Raw genomic sequence first — 17506 nt, forward strand, 5'->3', positions numbered from 1 at the left:
TCCGCAGGTGGCACCACCCCTCGCCACACGGCGGAGCGGCCGGCACGCACCGGCAGCACGACCAGGGTGATCACGTGCCGAGTCCGCGGTACGCGAGCCCAGGGTCGCCGATCGGACAACGGCGTTCGCTCAAAGACCGCACATCTTCCCGGCGCAACCTCCCGCGCGCCGGTCCCTGCGCCATCGAGGTAACCCACCGTGTCACTCGACTCCATCACCACGTCCGTCGACGAAGCCGTCAGCGGATTCTTCGAGCCCATAGCAACCTGGCTCGGGGAAGTCGTCTTCTACTCCGTCCCCGTGGGCGGTACGGAGCTGCCCCTCATCGTCGCCTGGCTCGTCGTCGCCGGCCTGGTCTTCACCGCCTGGTTCGGGCTGGTCCAGGTCCGCAAGTTCAAGCTCGCCGTCGACGTGGTGAGAGGAAAGTACGACGAGAAGGGGTCGGCCGGTGAGGTCAACCACTTCCAGGCGCTGACCGCCGCCGTCTCCGGCACCGTGGGCCTCGGCAACATCGCCGGTGTGGCCGTCGCCGTCTCCATCGGTGGCCCCGGCGCCACGTTCTGGATGATCCTCTGCGGTCTGCTCGGCATGGCCACCAAGTTCGTCGAGGTGACCCTGGGCGTGAAGTACCGCGAGGTGCACGCCGACGGCACCGTCTCCGGCGGCCCGATGCACTACCTGCCCAAGGGCCTGGCCGAGCGCTTCGGCAAGAACGGCAAGACCCTCGGCAAGGTCCTCGCGGTCCTCGCCTCCTTCTTCGTGCTGTTCTTCGGCCTCTTCGGCGGCAACCTGTTCCAGGTCAACCAGTCCTACGCGCAGCTCGTCTCCGTCACCGGAGGCGAGGACGGCCTCATGGGCTCGTCGGCCGGCGCCCTGTTCTTCGGCATCCTGATCGCCGCGCTCGTCGGCATCGTCCTGCTCGGCGGCATCCGCTCGATCGCCAACGTGACCAGCAAGCTCGTGCCCGCCATGGCCGGCATCTACATCGCCGCCTGCCTGGTCGTCATCCTGGTCCACGTCAGCGCCGTGCCGGCCGCCGTCACCACGATCATCGAGGGCGCCTTCAACCCGCAGGGCGTCGCCGGCGGTGTCCTCGGCGCGCTGATCATCGGCTTCAAGCGGGCCGCGTTCTCCAACGAGGCCGGTCTCGGCTCCGCCCCGATCGCCCACTCCGCGGTGAAGACCAAGCACCCCGCGAGCGAGGGCCTGGTCGCCCTGCTGGAGCCGTTCATCGACACCGTCGTCATCTGCACGATGACCGCGCTGACCATCGTCATCGCCAACCCGGCCAGCTATGTCGAGCTCCGTGAAGGCGGTGAGTCCATCGGCGGTGTCACCATCACCTCGGACGCCTTCGCCACCGTGCTGCCCTGGTTCCCGTACATCCTCACCCTCGCGGTGATGCTGTTCGCCATCTCCACGGTGCTGACCTGGGGCTACTACTGCATGAAGGCCTGGACGCACCTCTTCGGCCGCAGCCGGACCAGCGAGCTGACCTTCAAGGTCTGCTACACGCTCTTCGCGGTCGCGGGCTCCCTGCTGACACTGCAGACCCTGATCGACATGGCCGACGCGGTGCTCTTCATGCTCGCCGTCATCAACATCATCGGCCTGTACCTCCTCGCCCCGGTCGTCAAGCGCGAGCTGAACTCCTTCCTGGAGTTCGTCCGCGCCCGCAACGCCGGTGAGATCACCGAGGGCGATGAAGACCAGGAGCCGGTGAAGACCACCGTCTGACCGCCCCCCGGCGGCCCGGCTCCTGAGCGGGCCCGTACACACCTCGCGCCTTGGTGTGGACGGGCCCGCTCGTCATGCCCGCGTGCGCGTTTCAGCAGGTGAAACGGGGTATGGCGGGTCGTGCGGCAGACGGCTAGGGTGTAAACAACGCGTCAGCGCCCCGTTCTTCGGGCGCTTGATCACGACGCGCGGTGTGCCGGGAAGTCTGGTCGGCGTCCTTGGGCTCGTATGCCCTCACCCCGATCTCCCGGAGGCCCGTCCATGGCTGCCGCCCCTCGCGAGCGTTCTCCCTTCCTCGGCCTGCTGCCCCTCCCGGAGCGCAATGCCGTGGTCCAGGCGCTGCGGACGGAGACCGTCGGCGGGATGGTCCTCCTCGCCGCCGCGGTCGTGGCGCTCGTGTGGGCCAACTCCCCCTGGGCCGGCGCCTACGAGCAGATACGGGACTTCCACTTCGGCATACCCGCCCTAGGACTGGACCTCTCCGTCGAGCACTGGACCGCCGACGGGCTGCTGGCCGTCTTCTTCCTGGTCGCCGGCATCGAGCTCAAGCGTGAACTGGTCGTCGGAGAGCTCCGCACCCCCGCCACCGCAGCCCTCCCGGTCGTCGCCGCGCTCTGCGGCATGATCGTGCCCGCCGCCGTCTACGCCGCCACGGTCACGGCCGGCGGAGGCGGCCTCGAGGGCTGGGCCGTGCCCATGGCCACCGACATCGCCTTCGCGCTGGCGGTCCTCGCGGTCCTCAGCACCCACCTGCCCGCCTCGCTGAGGGCCTTCCTGCTCACCCTGGCCGTCGTCGACGACCTCGGCGCGATCCTGATCATCGCGATCTTCTTCACCAGCGACCTGAACTTCGCCGCCCTCGGCGGAGCCTTCGCCGGCCTGGCCGTGATCTACGTCCTCCAGAGATTCCGCGTGCGCGGCTGGTGGTGGTACGTGCCCCTCGGCGTCGTCACCTGGGCCCTGATGTACAACGGGGGTGTCCACGCCACCGTCGCCGGCGTCGCCATCGGCCTGATCCTGCGCACCACCCGCGACGAGGGCGAGACCGCGTCCCCCGCCGAGCGGACCTCCCACCTGCTCCACCCGGTCTCCGCAGGCGTCGCCGTACCCCTGTTCGCGCTCTTCGCCGCCGGCGTCGGCGTCTCGGGCGCCGCCCTGGGAGAGGTCTTCACTCGCCCCGAACCGCTGGGCGTCGTGCTGGGCCTCGTCCTCGGCAAGACCCTCGGCATCTTCGCCGGCACCTACCTCGCCGCCCGCTTCACCAAGGCGAAGCTGAACCCCGAACTGGCCTGGGCGGACGTCTTCGCGCTCGCGGTACTGGCCGGAATCGGCTTCACCGTCGCCCTGCTCATCGGCGAACTCGCCTTCCCCGACCCGGCCGCCTCCGAGCACATCAAAGCCGCGGTCCTGATCGGCTCCCTCATCGCCGCCGGCCTGGCCACCCTCCTCATCAAGCGGCGCAACGGCATCTACCGCCGCCTGTACGAGGAGGAGAACCGCGACGACGACAACGACGGCATCCCCGACATCTACCAGCGGGCCGACACCGCCGAGCGTTGACAGGAAGCCCGTCATGGACGTCTCCGCGCTGACCGTGGCAGTCATCGCCGCCGGCCTGGTCATCAAAACGGCCTTGAGTGAAATCCGTAGCCCTGGCAGCGCTCGCCAGGAATGGGCCTTCGTCACCGATGGCGTGGCCATGCTCTCCGGTGCGGCAGCAGCCTTTTTCCTGGGGGCCATCGGCTGGTCCCACGCGGGATACGGCGCGATCGCGTGGTCGGCATTGGCGGGTGTCTTGGTGGCCTACCTGATTGGACGGCGCCGCCCCGGAGCCTGACTCCGGCGAGACGTGTCGCATGAAGTCCATGAGATACACCCCGCGCCGCACGACGGCCAGCGGTAACCCCCACCAGGCGCCCCCCTTCGCAGCCCGGTCGGCCCGGCTCTGAGGCCGCAGGCCGGGGCAGCGGGAGAACACGGTCAAGGTGTCCGACACCCGAGTGCAGTGGCTGAAGCGACCGAGCCGACGGCTCGCCCACAGCGGCAGGAAGCAGCTGCCAGGTCTCGGACGCGGAGCCGGCGAACCCGAGGAACCCGTCGCGGCGGAGCAGGACGTGACCAATCGCCGACTGCGCCCTCTCCTGGGGCGCCGGGCGGTGGGAGTTCGAGGCACTGATGCACGTGCGCCGGGAAGCGCTGATCGCGACGAAGGTCCCGGCGGCCGAGGCGGGTGACCGGTCCCTCGGCGACTTCCCGATACCCCTTCCGCCCTGCGCGATGGGCAGCACCGGGGCCGTTGAAGGGGCCAACGGCAGTGTGGTGAGTGCCTCGTTACAGGTGCAGTGCCCTCGCGGGCTGCGCGGCCGGGGCCGGCCGTCCAACAGGGTCCGGGTCTCGGTGGAGCTGCCGTCGAAGGCGGACAGCGAGGACGACGTCCCCACCGCCGATCATCTCGTCGCGGCCCGCACCGACGTGGACGTCGCCAGCCAGTGGCGAGGATCGCCGAGGTGACCTTCACCAGTGCGGACCGGGTCCGGGATGTGATCCACAACTTCAACGCGGACGGCTTCGACGCCGCTGTATCCCAAGTACAAGGGTGGCCGGCCGAAGACCTTCACCCTCCCGGAACGGCGGGAGATCAAGAAGATGGCCAAGTCCGGGCCGGCCGAGCACGGCCTGCCGTTCTCGATCTGGAGTCTGGCCAAGCGGGCCGACTTCCTGGTCGCCGAGGGGGTGGTCGACGACATCAGCCACGAGGGCCTTCGCATCCTGCTCCGCGAGGAGGGCGTCTCCTTTCAACGCGTGAAGACCTTCAAGACCTCCCGCGACCCGGACTACGCAGCCAAGAAGGCCCGCGTCGAGCATCTCTACGCGATCGCCGACGGCGAGGTCATAGCCGAGAAGGGCGAGCCCGAAGTCGTCTTCTGCATGGATGAGTTCGGGCCGCTCAACCTGCAGCCCCACCCGGCCGGCAATGGGCCGAGCGCGGCGGCAGACACAAGGACCCCGACCGCGATCCCCGGCCCCGACGCCGGGCGACCTACACACGCCCGCACGGGGTCCGGCACCTGTTCGCCGCCTACGACCTCGCCAGGGACCAGCTCTACGGGCACGTCAAGAAGACCAAGAACAGGTCGAAGTTCCTGGAGTTCTGCCACTACCTGCGCTCACTGCGCCCGGTCGAGAAGCGCATCGCGATTGTCTGCGACAACTACTCACCGCACCTGACGACGAAGCGGTGTCAGCGGGTCGGGACGTGGGCGGCGGCGAACAACGTGGCGCCCCGACCTGCGCAGTCGATTCCTGCTCCACAACCGTGTGCCATAGAACCCCTTGCCAGCGCTCCGGCAACGAGTGGAAGGCCTGCAGCGCCAGGTTGCCTTCCTCAATGCGCGCCAACCGCTCCGCGCCGCTCTCCGCGGATGCGTAGCCGGATGCCCCGCTGAGCCAGGCTTCGAAATCAATTGAGAGGTCCACGCGGCGAGCGGACTCGCTCCAGGCAGCGGCGACGCGCCGGACGACCGCCAGAAGGTAAGGACGCCAGGCAGCTTCTGGGCCATGGCCCCCACGTACGGCCTGAATGGTGCGGACGAACGCCTCCGCGGTGAGTTCCTCGGCGGTGTACCAGTCGCGACAGCAGGTACGCGCGTAGGCCCACACCGCTGATCGGTGGCGCTTATAGAGTTCGGACAGTTCGGCTTTTTCCTATCCGTGCGGCAGATGTGCTGGGGGCGCTGAGCCAGCTGGCAGCAAGACCTTTTGACCAAGGAGGAAGGAGACGTTGGGCGCCTCTTTAAGCTGGGTATGCGTTTCATGCTGAATCCGACCGGTCTTGACGCCGGTGCGCTCTGAGCTCGCTCCCGATACCGACTGCTTGTGCGCAAGGCAACACCCTTACGCACAAGCAGTCGCATGCCGGTGCCCAGTACGTGCTCCGGCCTGGTAGGCGTCGCGCCAAAGGCTCAGGCGGTGCGCCGGCGTCGGCGCAGTACGAGGACACTGCCGATGACGAACGTCAGCATGCCCGTGACGGTGAGCGGAAGCGTGGTCTCCGAATCAGCGCCCGACACGGCAAGCCTCGGCGTGCTCTCCTTCTCGCCGACACCGGGGGCAGTGGGCTGCCCTGGGGCGCTAACGGCCGCCTTGGGCACCGGGGCTCCCGTGGCGGCGCCCGCCCGCTTCGTAAGGTTCGGCTGGGCGTCGGCCCCGCGTGGCGCGGGCACTCCATTCAGGCTGACGGCCACCGTGGCGGTGCCATCGGAGCCAGCTTGGACTTGAATGTCGAGCCCGCGCGCCTTGTCGGTCAGTCTCGTGATCGCATCCGCGTTCGCGGTCGCCGGCTCATCGGAGTCCACATCCTCCTCTGTGGTGTCGATGAGCGCCGAGCTCCCGTACTCGCCGTCGGTCACGCGGTGGGCGTGCACGCCCGACAGAAACTGGTCGAGCGGTCCATGGGGGCGTCGGTTCTCCAGGACGAGCCGGTCATCGCTATTGCCGAGTGGTATCTCCAAGGCGCGTAGTCCCTCCCTAGGACCGTGCAGGGGCCTCAGTTCGTAGGTCCCCGACTTCGTGACCTTGGCCTTCTCGGCGTCTTTGATCCATCCCGTGTGCAGAAGCTCCGGGGCGGTGAGACCGGGCCCGGACCCGCCCCCGCCCATGGGCGTCTTGTTGCTGTAGCCGTCTGGGGTGCATCCGGCGAGGTCGCTGTCGTCGCAGCGCAGCCGTTCATGGTGATTGAAGCCGAGGTTGTGGCCGACTTCGTGGATCAGCACGGTGGGGTCGTCCATCTCCGCGTCGTCCTGGTTGACCCAGGTGTACGGTCCCTGGATGACGCCGAGTCCGGACCAGGCGCAGTCCGACTTTTCGCTGGGCAGGATGATGGAGAGGCTGTCGTAGTCCTCGTCCTCCTTCAGGCCCTCCGCCTCGAGCTGTTTTTCGGTCAGTTCCCTGATGTACCCCGAGTTGCACTCGGCTGCCATGTCGAGTGTGTATGGGCCCACAACTTTCTCGGGTACGGCGGGCACGTAGGTCATCGCCCCGCGGGAAACGCGCGTGTAGTAGGACGCGAGCGAGTCGTCAGTGCCGAAGTAGCGTTCTGCCGCGGCAGCTTTCAGTTTCCCGGGGTCGGCGTGAGAGCTGTCACTGAAGTTGATCAAGACGGCCAGCATGCGGTTTTGGTCGCTTTCCTCTGCGTGGGCGCTCGCTCCTGGTGTGAGGCCTGTGGCAAGCAGGGCGCCACCCGCCACTACGGTCAGACGGATCCGCGTCAATGCCATGTTCCATGCTCCCTTGCGGTGCGAGACGGCAGTGCTCAAGGGAGTGGCGTCACCCCGAACCGTCCCGCCACTTTGCGCACTCTTTACCGTCATCGTGATGAGCGAATAGACCCGCAACAGCTCTCTGTTGCTGCAAACGGTTCGTCAAGGTGACCACTCGGGTTTCACCCGCTAAACGCGCGCGCTCAGCGGACCTGCGAGTCTGCGAACCCGTTTGAAGAATCCCCTTGTATTCAGCCGTCGGCCCCAGGTAATCCCTCGCCCATGGACGCCCTGTATGGACAGGAGGCGGCCCGGACATCGGTGTCCGGGCCGCGAGGCCGGCCGGAAAGGGTCCAGCTCCGACCCGATGGCGGGCGGTGCCTCAGACCCCTGCCGTTTACGATGGCGAACGGGAACGGCTACTCCTCGATCTCGAAGTCAACGCCGTTGACCGACCAGTAGAGCGGAGGGTTGAGGTTGAAGTTCTCCTCGTCCAGGAAGCCCTGCTGGGCATGGACACGGCCCATATTTGCGTTGTTGTGTGCGTCTTCCTGTTCCATCGCCCAAGTGCGCTCCTCGATCCAGGCATTGAGGTAGGCGGTGACATCGCCCCCCTGGGAGGGAAGCTGGGCCCTCGCCATGGCCCGTTCCCTGATCTTTGGGAAGGTCCATCCGGGGAAGGGCTCGTCGGGGTTGAGGCCATCGCCGTGCACCACCATGGCGTCGTAGTACATGAACTGGCCCAGCACCGGCAGACCATCCGCTTTCGCCTGAGCGACGGCAGGGTTGAAGTACACCCGATCCCGCTCGTCGTCCTGTGCCTTCTCGAACTGCGGGTCCTGTGCCGCCTCCGCCCACGCATCCTCGAAGGCATACCCGAGACCCTCGGTCGAGTCGGTGCCGTTCACCTCCTCCAGCGCAGGTATGAAAGGCTCCAGGACGTTGCCAGGGTGCAGTTCGCTGTAGTGCTTGACCATGGCCAGCATGTCCCCCGTACCCGAGCAGAAACCGATGATGCCGCCGGTGTACCCGCGCCCGTCCCCGATGTCCTCGAGGTACTCGTACTGCTCTCTCCAGTCCAGCGACGAGTTCTCCGCGCTGGAGACCAGCTGCATGGCGATCTCCTTCTTGTCCGAAGCGGCCAGATCAGCCGAATCATCCAGCGTGTCAATGGAATAACTGTCCCCATGGACGCTCCACGACAGAGGTGTGTCCAGGTCGAGATTGTCCGCTTCCAGGAAGGCCTGCTGAACGTCGTCGATTCGGGACACATCTGCGTTCGGGTCCTCAGCCCTCAGCAGGTCCGTTCGGGCATCGATCCACCGGTACAGATACGTATACGGTTCACCGCCCTCGGCGGGTGTGTCGGCGTTCTGCAGCGCCTTCGCCCGGATCGCGTGGAAGCTGCTGCCTGACGGTGGATCTCCGGCAGCGCCGACACCCAGCTCCACCGCTGCGTCGAGGTACATGAACTGTCCGAGCACCGGCAGCCCGTCGGCCTTCGCCTGTGCGACGGCCGGGTCGAAGAACACCCGATCCAGCTCGTCGTCCTGCGCCTTGTGGAACTTCGAATCCGTGGCGGCCTGCGCCCAGGCCTCTTCGAAGGCTTCGCCCAGGCCGGCGTTCGAACCCGTCCCGTTCACTTCCTCGAGGGCCCCTTCGAATGCTTCGAGAGGGTTCTCCTCCTCGCTTGTGCTTGGCTGCAGGTCGATGTAGTGCCGCACCAGGTCCAGCATGTGACCGTTGCCGGAGCAAAGTCCCGCGACGCCGCCTCTGTAGCCGCAGTTGCCTCCGACGTAGGAGAGCTGCTCATACTGCGTTCGCCAGTCAACGGTGCTGTTCTGCGCGCTGGACAGCAGACGCATGGCGATCTCCTTCTTGTCCGGCGCCGTGAGATCCACATGATCGGCGGAAGCAGTAGGCGCGGGGCCGACGAGCAGGTTCAACCCCAGCAGGGGCACGACAAGGGCAGCGAAACAGCTGGCGCCCCCGCGCGGGGCTTTACGAATAGACATGTCAACTCCTTCATCTCAATGAGCAGTTGTCACAGATCGACCGCCCGTCCGGTGCACAGCTCGCAATGGGCAAGTGATCGCCGACTTCAGCGGCGGCCAGTGTCCCGCCCAGGGGCGGGATCAACTCGTCACTAGTCGCTTTCCGCAGAGCAGGGTTCAAGGGCCGGAGGATTCGCCAGGGCTACGCTCTCAGACAAGATTCGCGTGCACTCGTAGTGCCGGCGCAGCCTGCTGCGCGCGGATTTCGGCGCTCCCAGATGGTCCAGTCCGAGCAACGCCGCTCCCAACGCCGGGCGGACGGTCACCCGGACCACCGTGGCCTTGGGGGCCTTCGCTCCCAGCCTGTCCAGGATCCGGTTGTGCAGGAGAGGATGCCCAGCCGCCAGTACACTGCCTCCCAGCACTACGGGCGCCTGCACATCCTGCAGACCGAGCCTGCTCAGGGCGACGGTGGCCAGGCCGACCACCTCGTCGGCCAGCCGCTCTACGATCGACACCGCTATGGGGTCTCCCTCCGCGCTTGTCTCGAAGAGCACGCGAGTCAGCTCGTGCAGCCGGTCGTCGGGGATGTCGCCCAGGCGTAGTGCCGCGATCAGTTCGTACATGGACTTCCGTCTGAAGTACGCCGGCAGGGTCTGGGCCAGCCGGGTCGGCTGCCCCCTCCCGTCCTCCGCTCGTGCTGCGAACCACATCGCTTCCTCTGCGAGTCCGTATCCGCCTCCGAAGTCGCCCGAGATCGTGCCGACAGACGGAAACCGAGCCGTTCGACCGTCCGGCAGCAGCCCCACACAGGCGATGCCGGCACCGCAGACCACCGCTACGCCCCGGGGCTCTTCCACCCCCGCGCGCAGGAGGGCGAAGGTGTCATTGCGGACGTGTGTGGTCTCGCCCCATCCGCGTGCGTGCACGGCGGCTGTGAGCCGTTGCTCCTCGACAGGAAGATCGGCGTTGGCGAGGCAGGCTGACACATGGTCGACGCGAGCCACACCTGCGGTTTTCAGGGCTTCGTGCACCGTTGCCGCCAGGACGTCGACCGCGGCCGGGACGCCGATCTGCTGGGGTCTAAACCCGCCTCCGCTGGCGAACCCCAACACGGCGCCTGCCTTGTCGACGATCACCACGTCCGTCTTGCTGTTGCCTGCGTCTATGCCGAGAACGGCGGCCTTCACATCCACCGGAGAAACTCCTCATTGTGCGCGATGAGCTGGTCCGTGAGAGTGTCGGCGTATGCATACTGGCCGATCAGGGGATGCGCGAGCAGAGCCTTGACGATGCGGTGGCGGTCGCCGCAAAGGGCGGCATCGAGCGCCAGCTCCTCGTACGCGCTGACATTGGCGATCAGCCCCTCGTACAGCGGATCCAGCCTGGGCACGGGCAGCGGCTCGACGCCTGACAGACCGACAGCCGCAGGCACCTCGATGACCGCTTCGGGCGGAAGCCATGGCAGCGTGACCTCGTTGCGTGTGTTCACCACCTGGTACGGGCTGCCGGACCCGCTGATCAGGGAGGCGGCGAGATCCACGGCGGCGTCGGAATAGAAGGCGCCACCTCGTTGGGTGAGCACATCCGGCTTGGTGTCCACAGCCGGATTCCTGTACAGGTCGAGCAGTGCCTGTTCCAGGGCAGCGACCTCGGAAGCCCGTGAGGGCTTCGTTCGCGCTTCCTGGACGGCTTGGTCGTGGGCATAGAAATAGCGCAGGTAGTACGAGGGGATCACGCCGAGGCGTTGCAACAACTGGAGCGGCAACCTGATGTCGGCGGCGATAACCCTCCCGTGCTCCTTCAGGAGCGGGGGCAGTACGTCCTCGCCTCCGGGTCCGCCAAGGCGCACACCGGTCACCCAGGTGAGGTGGTTGAGACCGACATGATCAAGGTGCACTTCACCCGGCGCCACGCTGAGCATCGCCGCAATCTTGCGCTGGAAACCGATCGCCACGTTGCACAGGCCCACCGCACGATGCCCCTCGTCGAGAAGGGCCCGGGTCACTATGCCGACCGGATTTGTAAAGTTGATGATCCACGCATTGGGTGCCGCGCGCTTGACCCGCTCGGCGACGTCCAGCACGACCGGTACCGTACGCAGCGCCTTGGCCAGGCCGCCCGCGCCGGTGGTCTCCTGCCCGATGCAGCCGCATTCCAGAGGCCAGGTCTCGTCGGCGTTGCGGGCGGCTTGTCCTCCGACGCGTAGCTGCATCAGAACGAGGTCGGCGCCTGAGACGCCGGCGTCCAGGTTCGCAGTTGTGGTGATCTTCCCGGGGTGTTCCTGTTTGGCGAAGATCCGGCGGGCGAACGCGCCGACCGGCTCCAGGCGGTCGGTCGCGGGGTCGATGAGGACCACCTCACCAATGGGCAGGGTGTCTCTGAGCCGGGCGAAGCCGTCGATCAACTCGGGGGTGTAGGTGGACCCGCCCCCCACAACCACGATCTTCAGCGGAGCGGCGGTCTTCTGGGCGTACCGCATGAGTCAGCCTTTCGTTCCGGTGAGCGTGACGCCTTCGACGAACGCCTTCTGGGCGAAGAAGAAGACGAGGATGACCGGGGCCATGACCAGCACGGTCGCGGCCATGGTCAGATTCCAGTCGGTGTGGTGTGCGCCCTTGAAGGACTCCAGGCCGTAGCTGAGTGTCCACGCCGCCGGGTCGTCCGAGGCGTAGATCTGCGGGCCGAAGTAGTCGTTCCAGCAGTAGAAGAATTGGAAGAGTGCGACTGCGGCGATACCCGGCTTCGTCATCGGGAGCACGATCTTGACCAGGGTGCGGAGCTCTCCGCAGCCGTCCATTTTGGCGGCATCGATGTACTCGTCGGGTATCGTGAGCAGGAATTGGCGCAACAGGAAGATTGAGAACGCATCTCCGAAGGCCATGGGAATGATGAGTGGCCAAAGGGTCCCGCTCATGTCGAACTGCTTGGCCCAGAACAGGTACATCGGGATGACAACTACCTGGGGAGGCAGCATCATCATGGAGATGACCAGCAGCAGGGCGAGCCGTTGGCCGCGGAAACGGAGCTTGGCGAGCGCGTACGCGACGGGGAATGACGAGGCGACCGTCAGAAGCGTCCCGAGACCAGCGTAGAGAAGTGTGTTCTTCCACCATGTCAGGAACTCGGAACCGGTGAGCACCTGCCAGTAGTTGCTCCACTGCCAGCTGTTGGGGATCAGATCCCGGGTGAGGGCCTGTTCGTCGCTCATGAGCGACGTCATGACGATGAAGAGGAAAGGCAGTGCGAAGAAGAGCCCAATGGCGATTGCGAGGGAATGTACGGCGATCCACTGCAGCACAGCCCTCCGGCGGGCTGGACTCCGTGGACGGGTCGCAGCCACAGGAGGATGTTCCGTTCGCTTGGTCAAAGGAGTTCACCTGCTTCAGGAGATCAAGCCGCCACGGCGTCGCAGGAGCAGTGCAGTGACGATCATGGAGAGAGCGAACAGGACGATGGCGATCACAGCGGCCGCGCCGTAGTCGAACCGCTGGAAGCCGAGGTTGTACACGAGTTGGGGTAGCGTCAGCGTGGACTGGTCGGGATAGCCTGGCTCGAACTGCTGCCCGCCACCGATCGCACCTGATGCGACCTTCCCCGCCACGAGTGGCTGGGTGTAGTACTGCATTGCCTGGATCACCCCTGTGATGACGGCGAACGTCACGATCGGCGAGATGTTCGGAAGCGTGACGAACCGGAAGCGTTGCCATGCCGAGGCGCCATCCAGCTCGGCCGCGTCGTACTGCTCCTTCGGAACGTCGAGCAGGGCGGCCATGAAGATGACCATCAGGTCACCCACGCCCCAGACCGCAAGGGCGGTCAGCGCGGGTTTGGTCCAGGCTGGATCGTTGAACCAGTTGGCCGTGGGGATTCCGGCGGATTCGAGGATTGAGTTGACCGGTCCGGTCCCGGGGTTGAGCAAGAAGACGAAAGCGAGGGTGGCCGCGACCGGAGGTGCCAGATACGGCAAGTAGAAGAGGGAGCGGAACACTCCCACACCCGTTTTGATCCTGGTGGCGAGCAGTCCGACGCCGAGACCGAAGACGGTTCGGCAGCTCGCCATGACCGCGACCAACCACAGCGTGTTCTGCAGGGCCGGCCAGAAGTGCCGGTATTCTGTGAAGATGTACGCCCAGTTGTCCAGCCCCGTGAAGACCGGAGGGCGGAAACCGTCATACTTCATGAACGCGAAGTAGACGGTTGAGGCAAGCGGATAGGCGAAGAATACGCTGAAACCCACGAGCCAGGGCGACATGAAGGCTGCTGTGCGCAGTGCGGACCGCCGGCGCTTCGCGTGTGCGAGGGGGATTTGCACCGTGGCTACTCCGCCTTCTCGATGTCGCTGTCGATCTGCCGGGCGAGCTTGTTCAGGCCGCCCTTGAGGTCGCTCTGCTTCCCGGATTCGTAGGCGTAGCCGAAGTCCTGAAGCGCCACCTGATAGGCCCCGCCGTCGGCATGCGCGGGAGTCGTGTTCGACTTCGGGTGGGCGGAGATGTCCATGAACGTCCAGAACCCAGGATCGGTCCTGAGGTTGGGCGACTTCAGAGCGGCGAACGTGGACGGAATGTTGTGCAGGTCGTTGGAGAGCGCGACGACGGCGTCGGTGTTCGTCGTCATGTACTTCACCAGCTCCCACGCCGCCTTCTGCTTGGAACTGGTGGAGGCGATGCCTACGATGGTGCCGGCGATGTAGCCCTTGCCGTAGTCCGCCAGCTGGTCGTCGGGGACCGGTAGTGGAGCGGTTCCGATCTCGAACTTCACTCCCGCTTCCGCGGCCAGGCCGAGGCGCCACTCCCCATCGAGCTGCATGGCTACCTGTCCGGTGTGGAACGGATGAGTGGCGCCCCATTCGTCACCGAATGTGTTGCGGTACTTCTGCAGCTTCTTGAAGCCGCCGAGCTTGTCAACGAGTTGCCTCTGCGCCTTGAACGTCCGTGCGAACGCCGGGTCCTTGGCAACGTTCGACCTGCCCTGCGCATCGAAGTACTGGGGTGACCACTGCGCGGCGTAGTGCGCGACCGTGGTTTCGTAACCGTGATAGTTCGGCATGAAGCCGAGCTGCTGGTACGAATCACCGTTGGCCTTCGTCAGCTTGACGGCCACCTCCTCGAACTCGGACCAGGTCCGGGGCGGCGTGCTGATCCCGGCCTTCTTGAAGGCGTCCTTGTTGTAATAGAGGCCGTAGGCATCGTTCAGGAGCGGAAGAGTGCACTGGTTGCCCTTGAAGGCCGTGTACTTCAGCAGCGGAGCAGGGAACGTCTTTGCCGCGTCGATGCCGTCGTTCTTCAGCATGGGTGCCATGTCCACGAAAGCACCGGACGTGCAGTACTTGCCCACCGCGTTGGCGCTGAAGGAGGAGACGACGTCCGGAGCGTTGCGACCTCCTGCCCGCAGCGCTTGGTTGATTTTGTCATCGGTCATGTTGCCAACGACCTTCACCGTGATGTTCGGGTGGAGGGCCTCGAACCGTTTCACGTTCGCCGCGATGGCCTTGACCTCATTGGGGGCGCTCCATCCGTGCCAGAACGTGAGGGTGGTTCGGCTGCGGGGATCGTCCCCGGCGGACTGGCCCGAGGAACCCGTGCAGGCGGAGGCGAAGAGGGCGAACGATGCAACTGCGGCGATCGAGGCGCCACCCCTGCGGTAGATCGTTGACATGTGGATCTCCAGTTCACGGGAGTGCGAGGCTTGGTCGAGTTGCCGCGGCTCGGACACGAAACTGGACGTGCTGATCTACGGCGGCGATCGCGGATGCGGGGGCACGCTCGGCGGTGCAAGCAGTGCAAGGGCGAGGCCGATCGGCCTGCCGACCGACCTGCTGGCCGTGTTAATCGTTAGGAAAGTTTCCTGTTCGCCGAACGTACGCGCGCATTCGCCGCTGCGTCAATGCATGCGGCCCCTTAAAAGGTGTGCCCCGTGATCCAATATGGCTGGTGTGACCATGGGGCGCGCTCCCACCTGCGGCGACGCCTGGTGTTCACCTCCCGGCGAGTAGCAGGAGCGGAGGTGAGGGCTTCGCGGTCTCTGGCCGGAAAGGCGCATTCGCCTACCTTTTGCGCGAGCTCTTTCAGGTGCGCTGGAGTCGATTGGTGATCCGTTTCGGGCGATCACTGCGTGTCTGCGCGATCTTCGCCAGCGCTCGCAAGCCGACGTTGCATGCCCCCTTTCTGAACCTGGTTCAGCAGCTCGCAGCCTCGGGAGCCGGCCATGGCGTAGTCCGATGGCGGGCCAAGGTGGCCAGGGGGCAGCTCAATGCCCCGCAGCTCGGTCGTGGGCAAGATCCCGTTCGGCTGGGCGGGCGGGGGCCGCCCGCGGATCCTCCAGGAACTGGCAGCCCGAGCTTGAGCAGGAGGATACGGACGGGGCCTTCGGAACCCATTTAGCGGGTGAGGCCCTGACGCTCGAGGATGAACCAGACCGTCTTCCCGCGGCTTGTGCCATGCGCTCCCCACATGCAGGACAGTGCCTCCAGGAGTACGAGGCCGCGGCCGCATTCTCCGTCGGAGCCCGGCTCATCGTGGGCCCGCACCCAGGCCACATCAGTACCGGAGTCGCTCACGCTGACGGTCAGCGCGTTGCGGGTCTGACAGATGGCCACGAAGACGGGATCCCCACGTGGCGCGTCGCAGCAGGTGTGCTCGATGGCATTGGCGACGGTCTCCGTGGCCAGCAGTTCGACCGTGTCGCCGAGATCGCTCGAGCCCCACTCGGCGAGCAGCCTCGTGATCTCGTGACGGACGGCTGGCACGGATACGAGGTTCCGGGTGGCGCGGAGGACGGTATGGAATTCCAGGGTGCTGTCGTGAGGCAGCCAACAGTTGCCAGACCCGGGATCCGTCGCCACTGCGGCTGCCGCCGATGCGGCGTGACACGCGGAGGCGGTGCGGTGCTGAGCCGGTAGGGAGGCGCCCTTCTGGTCAGATTCCATGATCCTCTCCTGGATTGGGAGCGATAAGGTCTATTCCATCCGATTTGGAAGTACTTCCACTTAGGCCCGAGCTGCCCCTGGCACACAATGCGGGGTGGTACCCACCCTGTCCGCAGAATGATGGGTAGTTCACTCGCTCCTGAGCTGCAAAGTTCCGAATGTGCACTCCGCTGCTCGGCCACACGATCCCCGGCCGCCAGCAGGTCACGGGCTCGATGTCGGCATCGCGCAGACCACCGACTGCCACCAGGACCCCGAAGGAGCGCCGCTCTGCTCGCAGTGGACACACCCGGGCGCCTGGCACCTGGTGCTCGCCGACGTCCAGGAGCTGCATCTGCCCGTCCCCGCACGCGGGTAGGTCGTACCCTGGAAGGCGTCGCAGGAAGGTTCGATACGGTCAGCCCCGCCACCAGCCAGGCCAGGGCCGGCAGCGACCTGAAGGTGCCCCACCCCGCGCGCAGCGCCTTGATCACCGGGATCGGATCGGCGACCTTGTCCACCGGGTTCTGGTGTGGGGCGAGGGCGGCGCCGAGCAGCGAGAAGCAGGCGATGGTGGCCAGCATCCCGGCGGCTCCCGTCCACTGCAGCAGCAGTCCGGCGAGGGTGGCGACCTGGTCGATGCCGAGCAGCACCGACTGCACCCGGTGTGCCTGCTCGCCGGCCTCGCGGCTCGCGGCGCCACCCGCGGTCTCGGCCGCGATGTAGGAGAACTCGGTGAGACGCCTGTGGTGGCGGCCAGTGCCATGACGGTGGCCGCCGCCACGAGCCCGTCGCCCGTCGCGGGCAGAAGGAGGGCAGCGGCCAGGACGACCAGGGCCCGCGCGAGGGAGGCAAGGCGGAAGACCCTCGTGGTGCCGTACCGGTCGACCATCGCTCCGGCGAGCGCGAAGGCTGCCGGGCGCGGGGTCCATTCCAGTGCGAACGCCAGCCCGGTCAGGGCAGCGGAGTTGGTGGTGGCGAGCACCAGCAGGGGGATGCCGTACGTCGTCATGGCGAACGCGCCGGCGTCGGCGGTGCGCGGCAGGTAGATGCCACGCAGCAGACTGGGGACCGGACGGCGGGCATGCCGTGGTCCGGTACCGGATCTCACGCAGCGAACTCCGCATCGGCCGTCGCGGCGGTGGTGGAGCGTCGTACTCCTGCGTCGAGCACGGACGGATGGGGCCGGATCCACCGGGACAGTGCCGTCCACGGCCGGTGCAGACCGAGCACCGCGTGGGTGTCCGCCAGCACACCGGCGTCCACGACCCGCTGCACAGCCTGTGTGGCCAGCGTGTCGCCTTCCTCGCGGGTCAGGGCATCAAGGACCGGGGCGTGGTCGAGCAACGCGAGGGTCGCCTGGACGCGAGTGACGAAGTCGCTATCGCGGGCTGGGTAGTCGCTGGCGCCCGCCCAGCGGGTCGCCGCGTCATAGACGTCGGCCAGGTCCGTGCCTCGGCCGGTGAGCAAGTAGCAGGGCTGTCCGGCGTGCTGCCCGGCCCGCACCAGCCCGGTTCACGGGCCACCGCTATGGCGTGGCGCCCCTGGTGGTGGGTCAGGCCCGACAGGGTGCGGCTCAGCATGCGGCGCTGGATGGGCCCGTTGTCGTC

Annotated in this window: 14 protein-coding genes and 4 pseudogenes; 6 read left to right on the top strand and 12 right to left on the bottom strand. The window is 66.5% G+C overall.

Features of this window, described 5'->3' with window-relative positions:
- Positions 1–198 precede the first annotated feature (198 nt).
- The 5 genes and pseudogenes from ACY34K_RS11750 to ACY34K_RS11770 form a co-directional block, all read left to right on the top strand.
- Positions 199–1737, top strand: coding sequence for an alanine/glycine:cation symporter family protein (locus tag ACY34K_RS11750; protein WP_462746136.1), 1539 nt, complete (start codon positions 199–201; stop codon positions 1735–1737).
- Between the two features lie 261 nt (positions 1738–1998).
- On the top strand, positions 1999–3297 hold the full coding sequence (nhaA, locus tag ACY34K_RS11755; RefSeq protein WP_462746137.1) for a Na+/H+ antiporter NhaA: 1299 nt from the start codon (positions 1999–2001) through the stop codon (positions 3295–3297).
- A gap of 13 nt (positions 3298–3310) precedes the next feature.
- The gene (locus ACY34K_RS11760; protein WP_462746138.1) at positions 3311–3574 is read left to right on the top strand and encodes a hypothetical protein; all 264 of its coding nucleotides are present in this window, start codon (positions 3311–3313) and stop codon (positions 3572–3574) included.
- Between the two features lie 338 nt (positions 3575–3912).
- On the top strand, positions 3913–4248 hold the full coding sequence (locus ACY34K_RS11765; protein ID WP_462746310.1) for a hypothetical protein: 336 nt from the start codon (positions 3913–3915) through the stop codon (positions 4246–4248).
- Positions 4224–5015: pseudogene (locus ACY34K_RS11770) on the top strand (IS630 family transposase); the annotation flags it as partial. The gene ACY34K_RS11765 and the pseudogene ACY34K_RS11770, both read left to right, overlap by 25 nt.
- A gap of 7 nt (positions 5016–5022) precedes the next feature.
- On the opposite strand, the pseudogene ACY34K_RS11775 reads toward ACY34K_RS11770, so the two are convergent.
- From ACY34K_RS11775 to ACY34K_RS11820, 10 genes and pseudogenes are all read right to left on the bottom strand, one after another.
- A pseudogene (locus ACY34K_RS11775) lies at positions 5023–5424 on the bottom strand (RNA polymerase sigma factor); the annotation flags it as partial.
- 275 nt (positions 5425–5699) lie between these two features.
- The gene (locus tag ACY34K_RS11780; RefSeq protein ID WP_462746139.1) at positions 5700–6893 is read right to left on the bottom strand and encodes a hypothetical protein; all 1194 of its coding nucleotides are present in this window, start codon (positions 6891–6893) and stop codon (positions 5700–5702) included.
- 521 nt (positions 6894–7414) lie between these two features.
- Complete coding sequence (locus tag ACY34K_RS11785; protein ID WP_462746303.1) at positions 7415–8212, bottom strand: chitosanase; 798 nt, start codon at positions 8210–8212, stop codon at positions 7415–7417.
- A pseudogene (locus ACY34K_RS11790) lies at positions 8210–9010 on the bottom strand (chitosanase); the annotation flags it as partial. The gene ACY34K_RS11785 and the pseudogene ACY34K_RS11790, both read right to left, overlap by 3 nt.
- A 131-nt stretch (positions 9011–9141) precedes the next feature.
- On the bottom strand, positions 9142–10185 hold the full coding sequence (locus tag ACY34K_RS11795) for an N-acetylglucosamine kinase (protein ID WP_462746140.1): 1044 nt from the start codon (positions 10183–10185) through the stop codon (positions 9142–9144).
- Positions 10176–11441 carry a 6-phospho-beta-glucosidase gene (locus ACY34K_RS11800; RefSeq protein WP_462746304.1) on the bottom strand — a complete coding sequence of 422 codons (1266 nt, stop codon included), beginning with the start codon at positions 11439–11441 and terminating at the stop codon, positions 10176–10178. The genes ACY34K_RS11795 and ACY34K_RS11800 overlap by 10 nt, the downstream gene beginning before the upstream one ends.
- Before the next feature lie 33 nt (positions 11442–11474).
- The gene (locus ACY34K_RS11805; protein WP_462746141.1) at positions 11475–12359 is read right to left on the bottom strand and encodes a carbohydrate ABC transporter permease; all 885 of its coding nucleotides are present in this window, start codon (positions 12357–12359) and stop codon (positions 11475–11477) included.
- Between the two features lie 15 nt (positions 12360–12374).
- A complete protein-coding gene (locus ACY34K_RS11810; protein ID WP_462746142.1) occupies positions 12375–13244 on the bottom strand; it encodes a carbohydrate ABC transporter permease in 870 nt (289 codons plus the stop codon).
- Positions 13245–13309: 65 nt separating this feature from the next.
- Entirely contained in the window at positions 13310–14647 is a 1338-nt protein-coding gene (locus tag ACY34K_RS11815) for an ABC transporter substrate-binding protein (RefSeq protein WP_462746143.1), read from the bottom strand.
- 721 nt (positions 14648–15368) lie between these two features.
- Positions 15369–15737, bottom strand: a complete 369-nt coding sequence (locus ACY34K_RS11820; RefSeq protein WP_462746144.1) for an ATP-binding protein — start codon at positions 15735–15737, stop codon at positions 15369–15371.
- A gap of 340 nt (positions 15738–16077) precedes the next feature.
- Here ACY34K_RS11820 and ACY34K_RS11825 point away from each other — a divergent pair, with 340 nt between their 5' ends.
- Positions 16078–16275 (top strand): hypothetical protein, encoded by a 198-nt coding sequence (locus ACY34K_RS11825; protein WP_462746311.1) that lies wholly within the window; start codon positions 16078–16080, stop codon positions 16273–16275.
- A gap of 25 nt (positions 16276–16300) precedes the next feature.
- On the opposite strand, the pseudogene ACY34K_RS11830 reads toward ACY34K_RS11825, so the two are convergent.
- Positions 16301–17007, bottom strand: a pseudogene (locus tag ACY34K_RS11830) (MFS transporter); the annotation flags it as partial.
- Complete coding sequence (locus tag ACY34K_RS11835) at positions 17004–17366, bottom strand: hypothetical protein (protein ID WP_462746145.1); 363 nt, start codon at positions 17364–17366, stop codon at positions 17004–17006. The pseudogene ACY34K_RS11830 and the gene ACY34K_RS11835, both read right to left, overlap by 4 nt.
- Positions 17367–17506: the final 140 nt, after the last annotated feature.

The organism is Streptomyces sp. STAM6 (assembly GCF_054963715.1).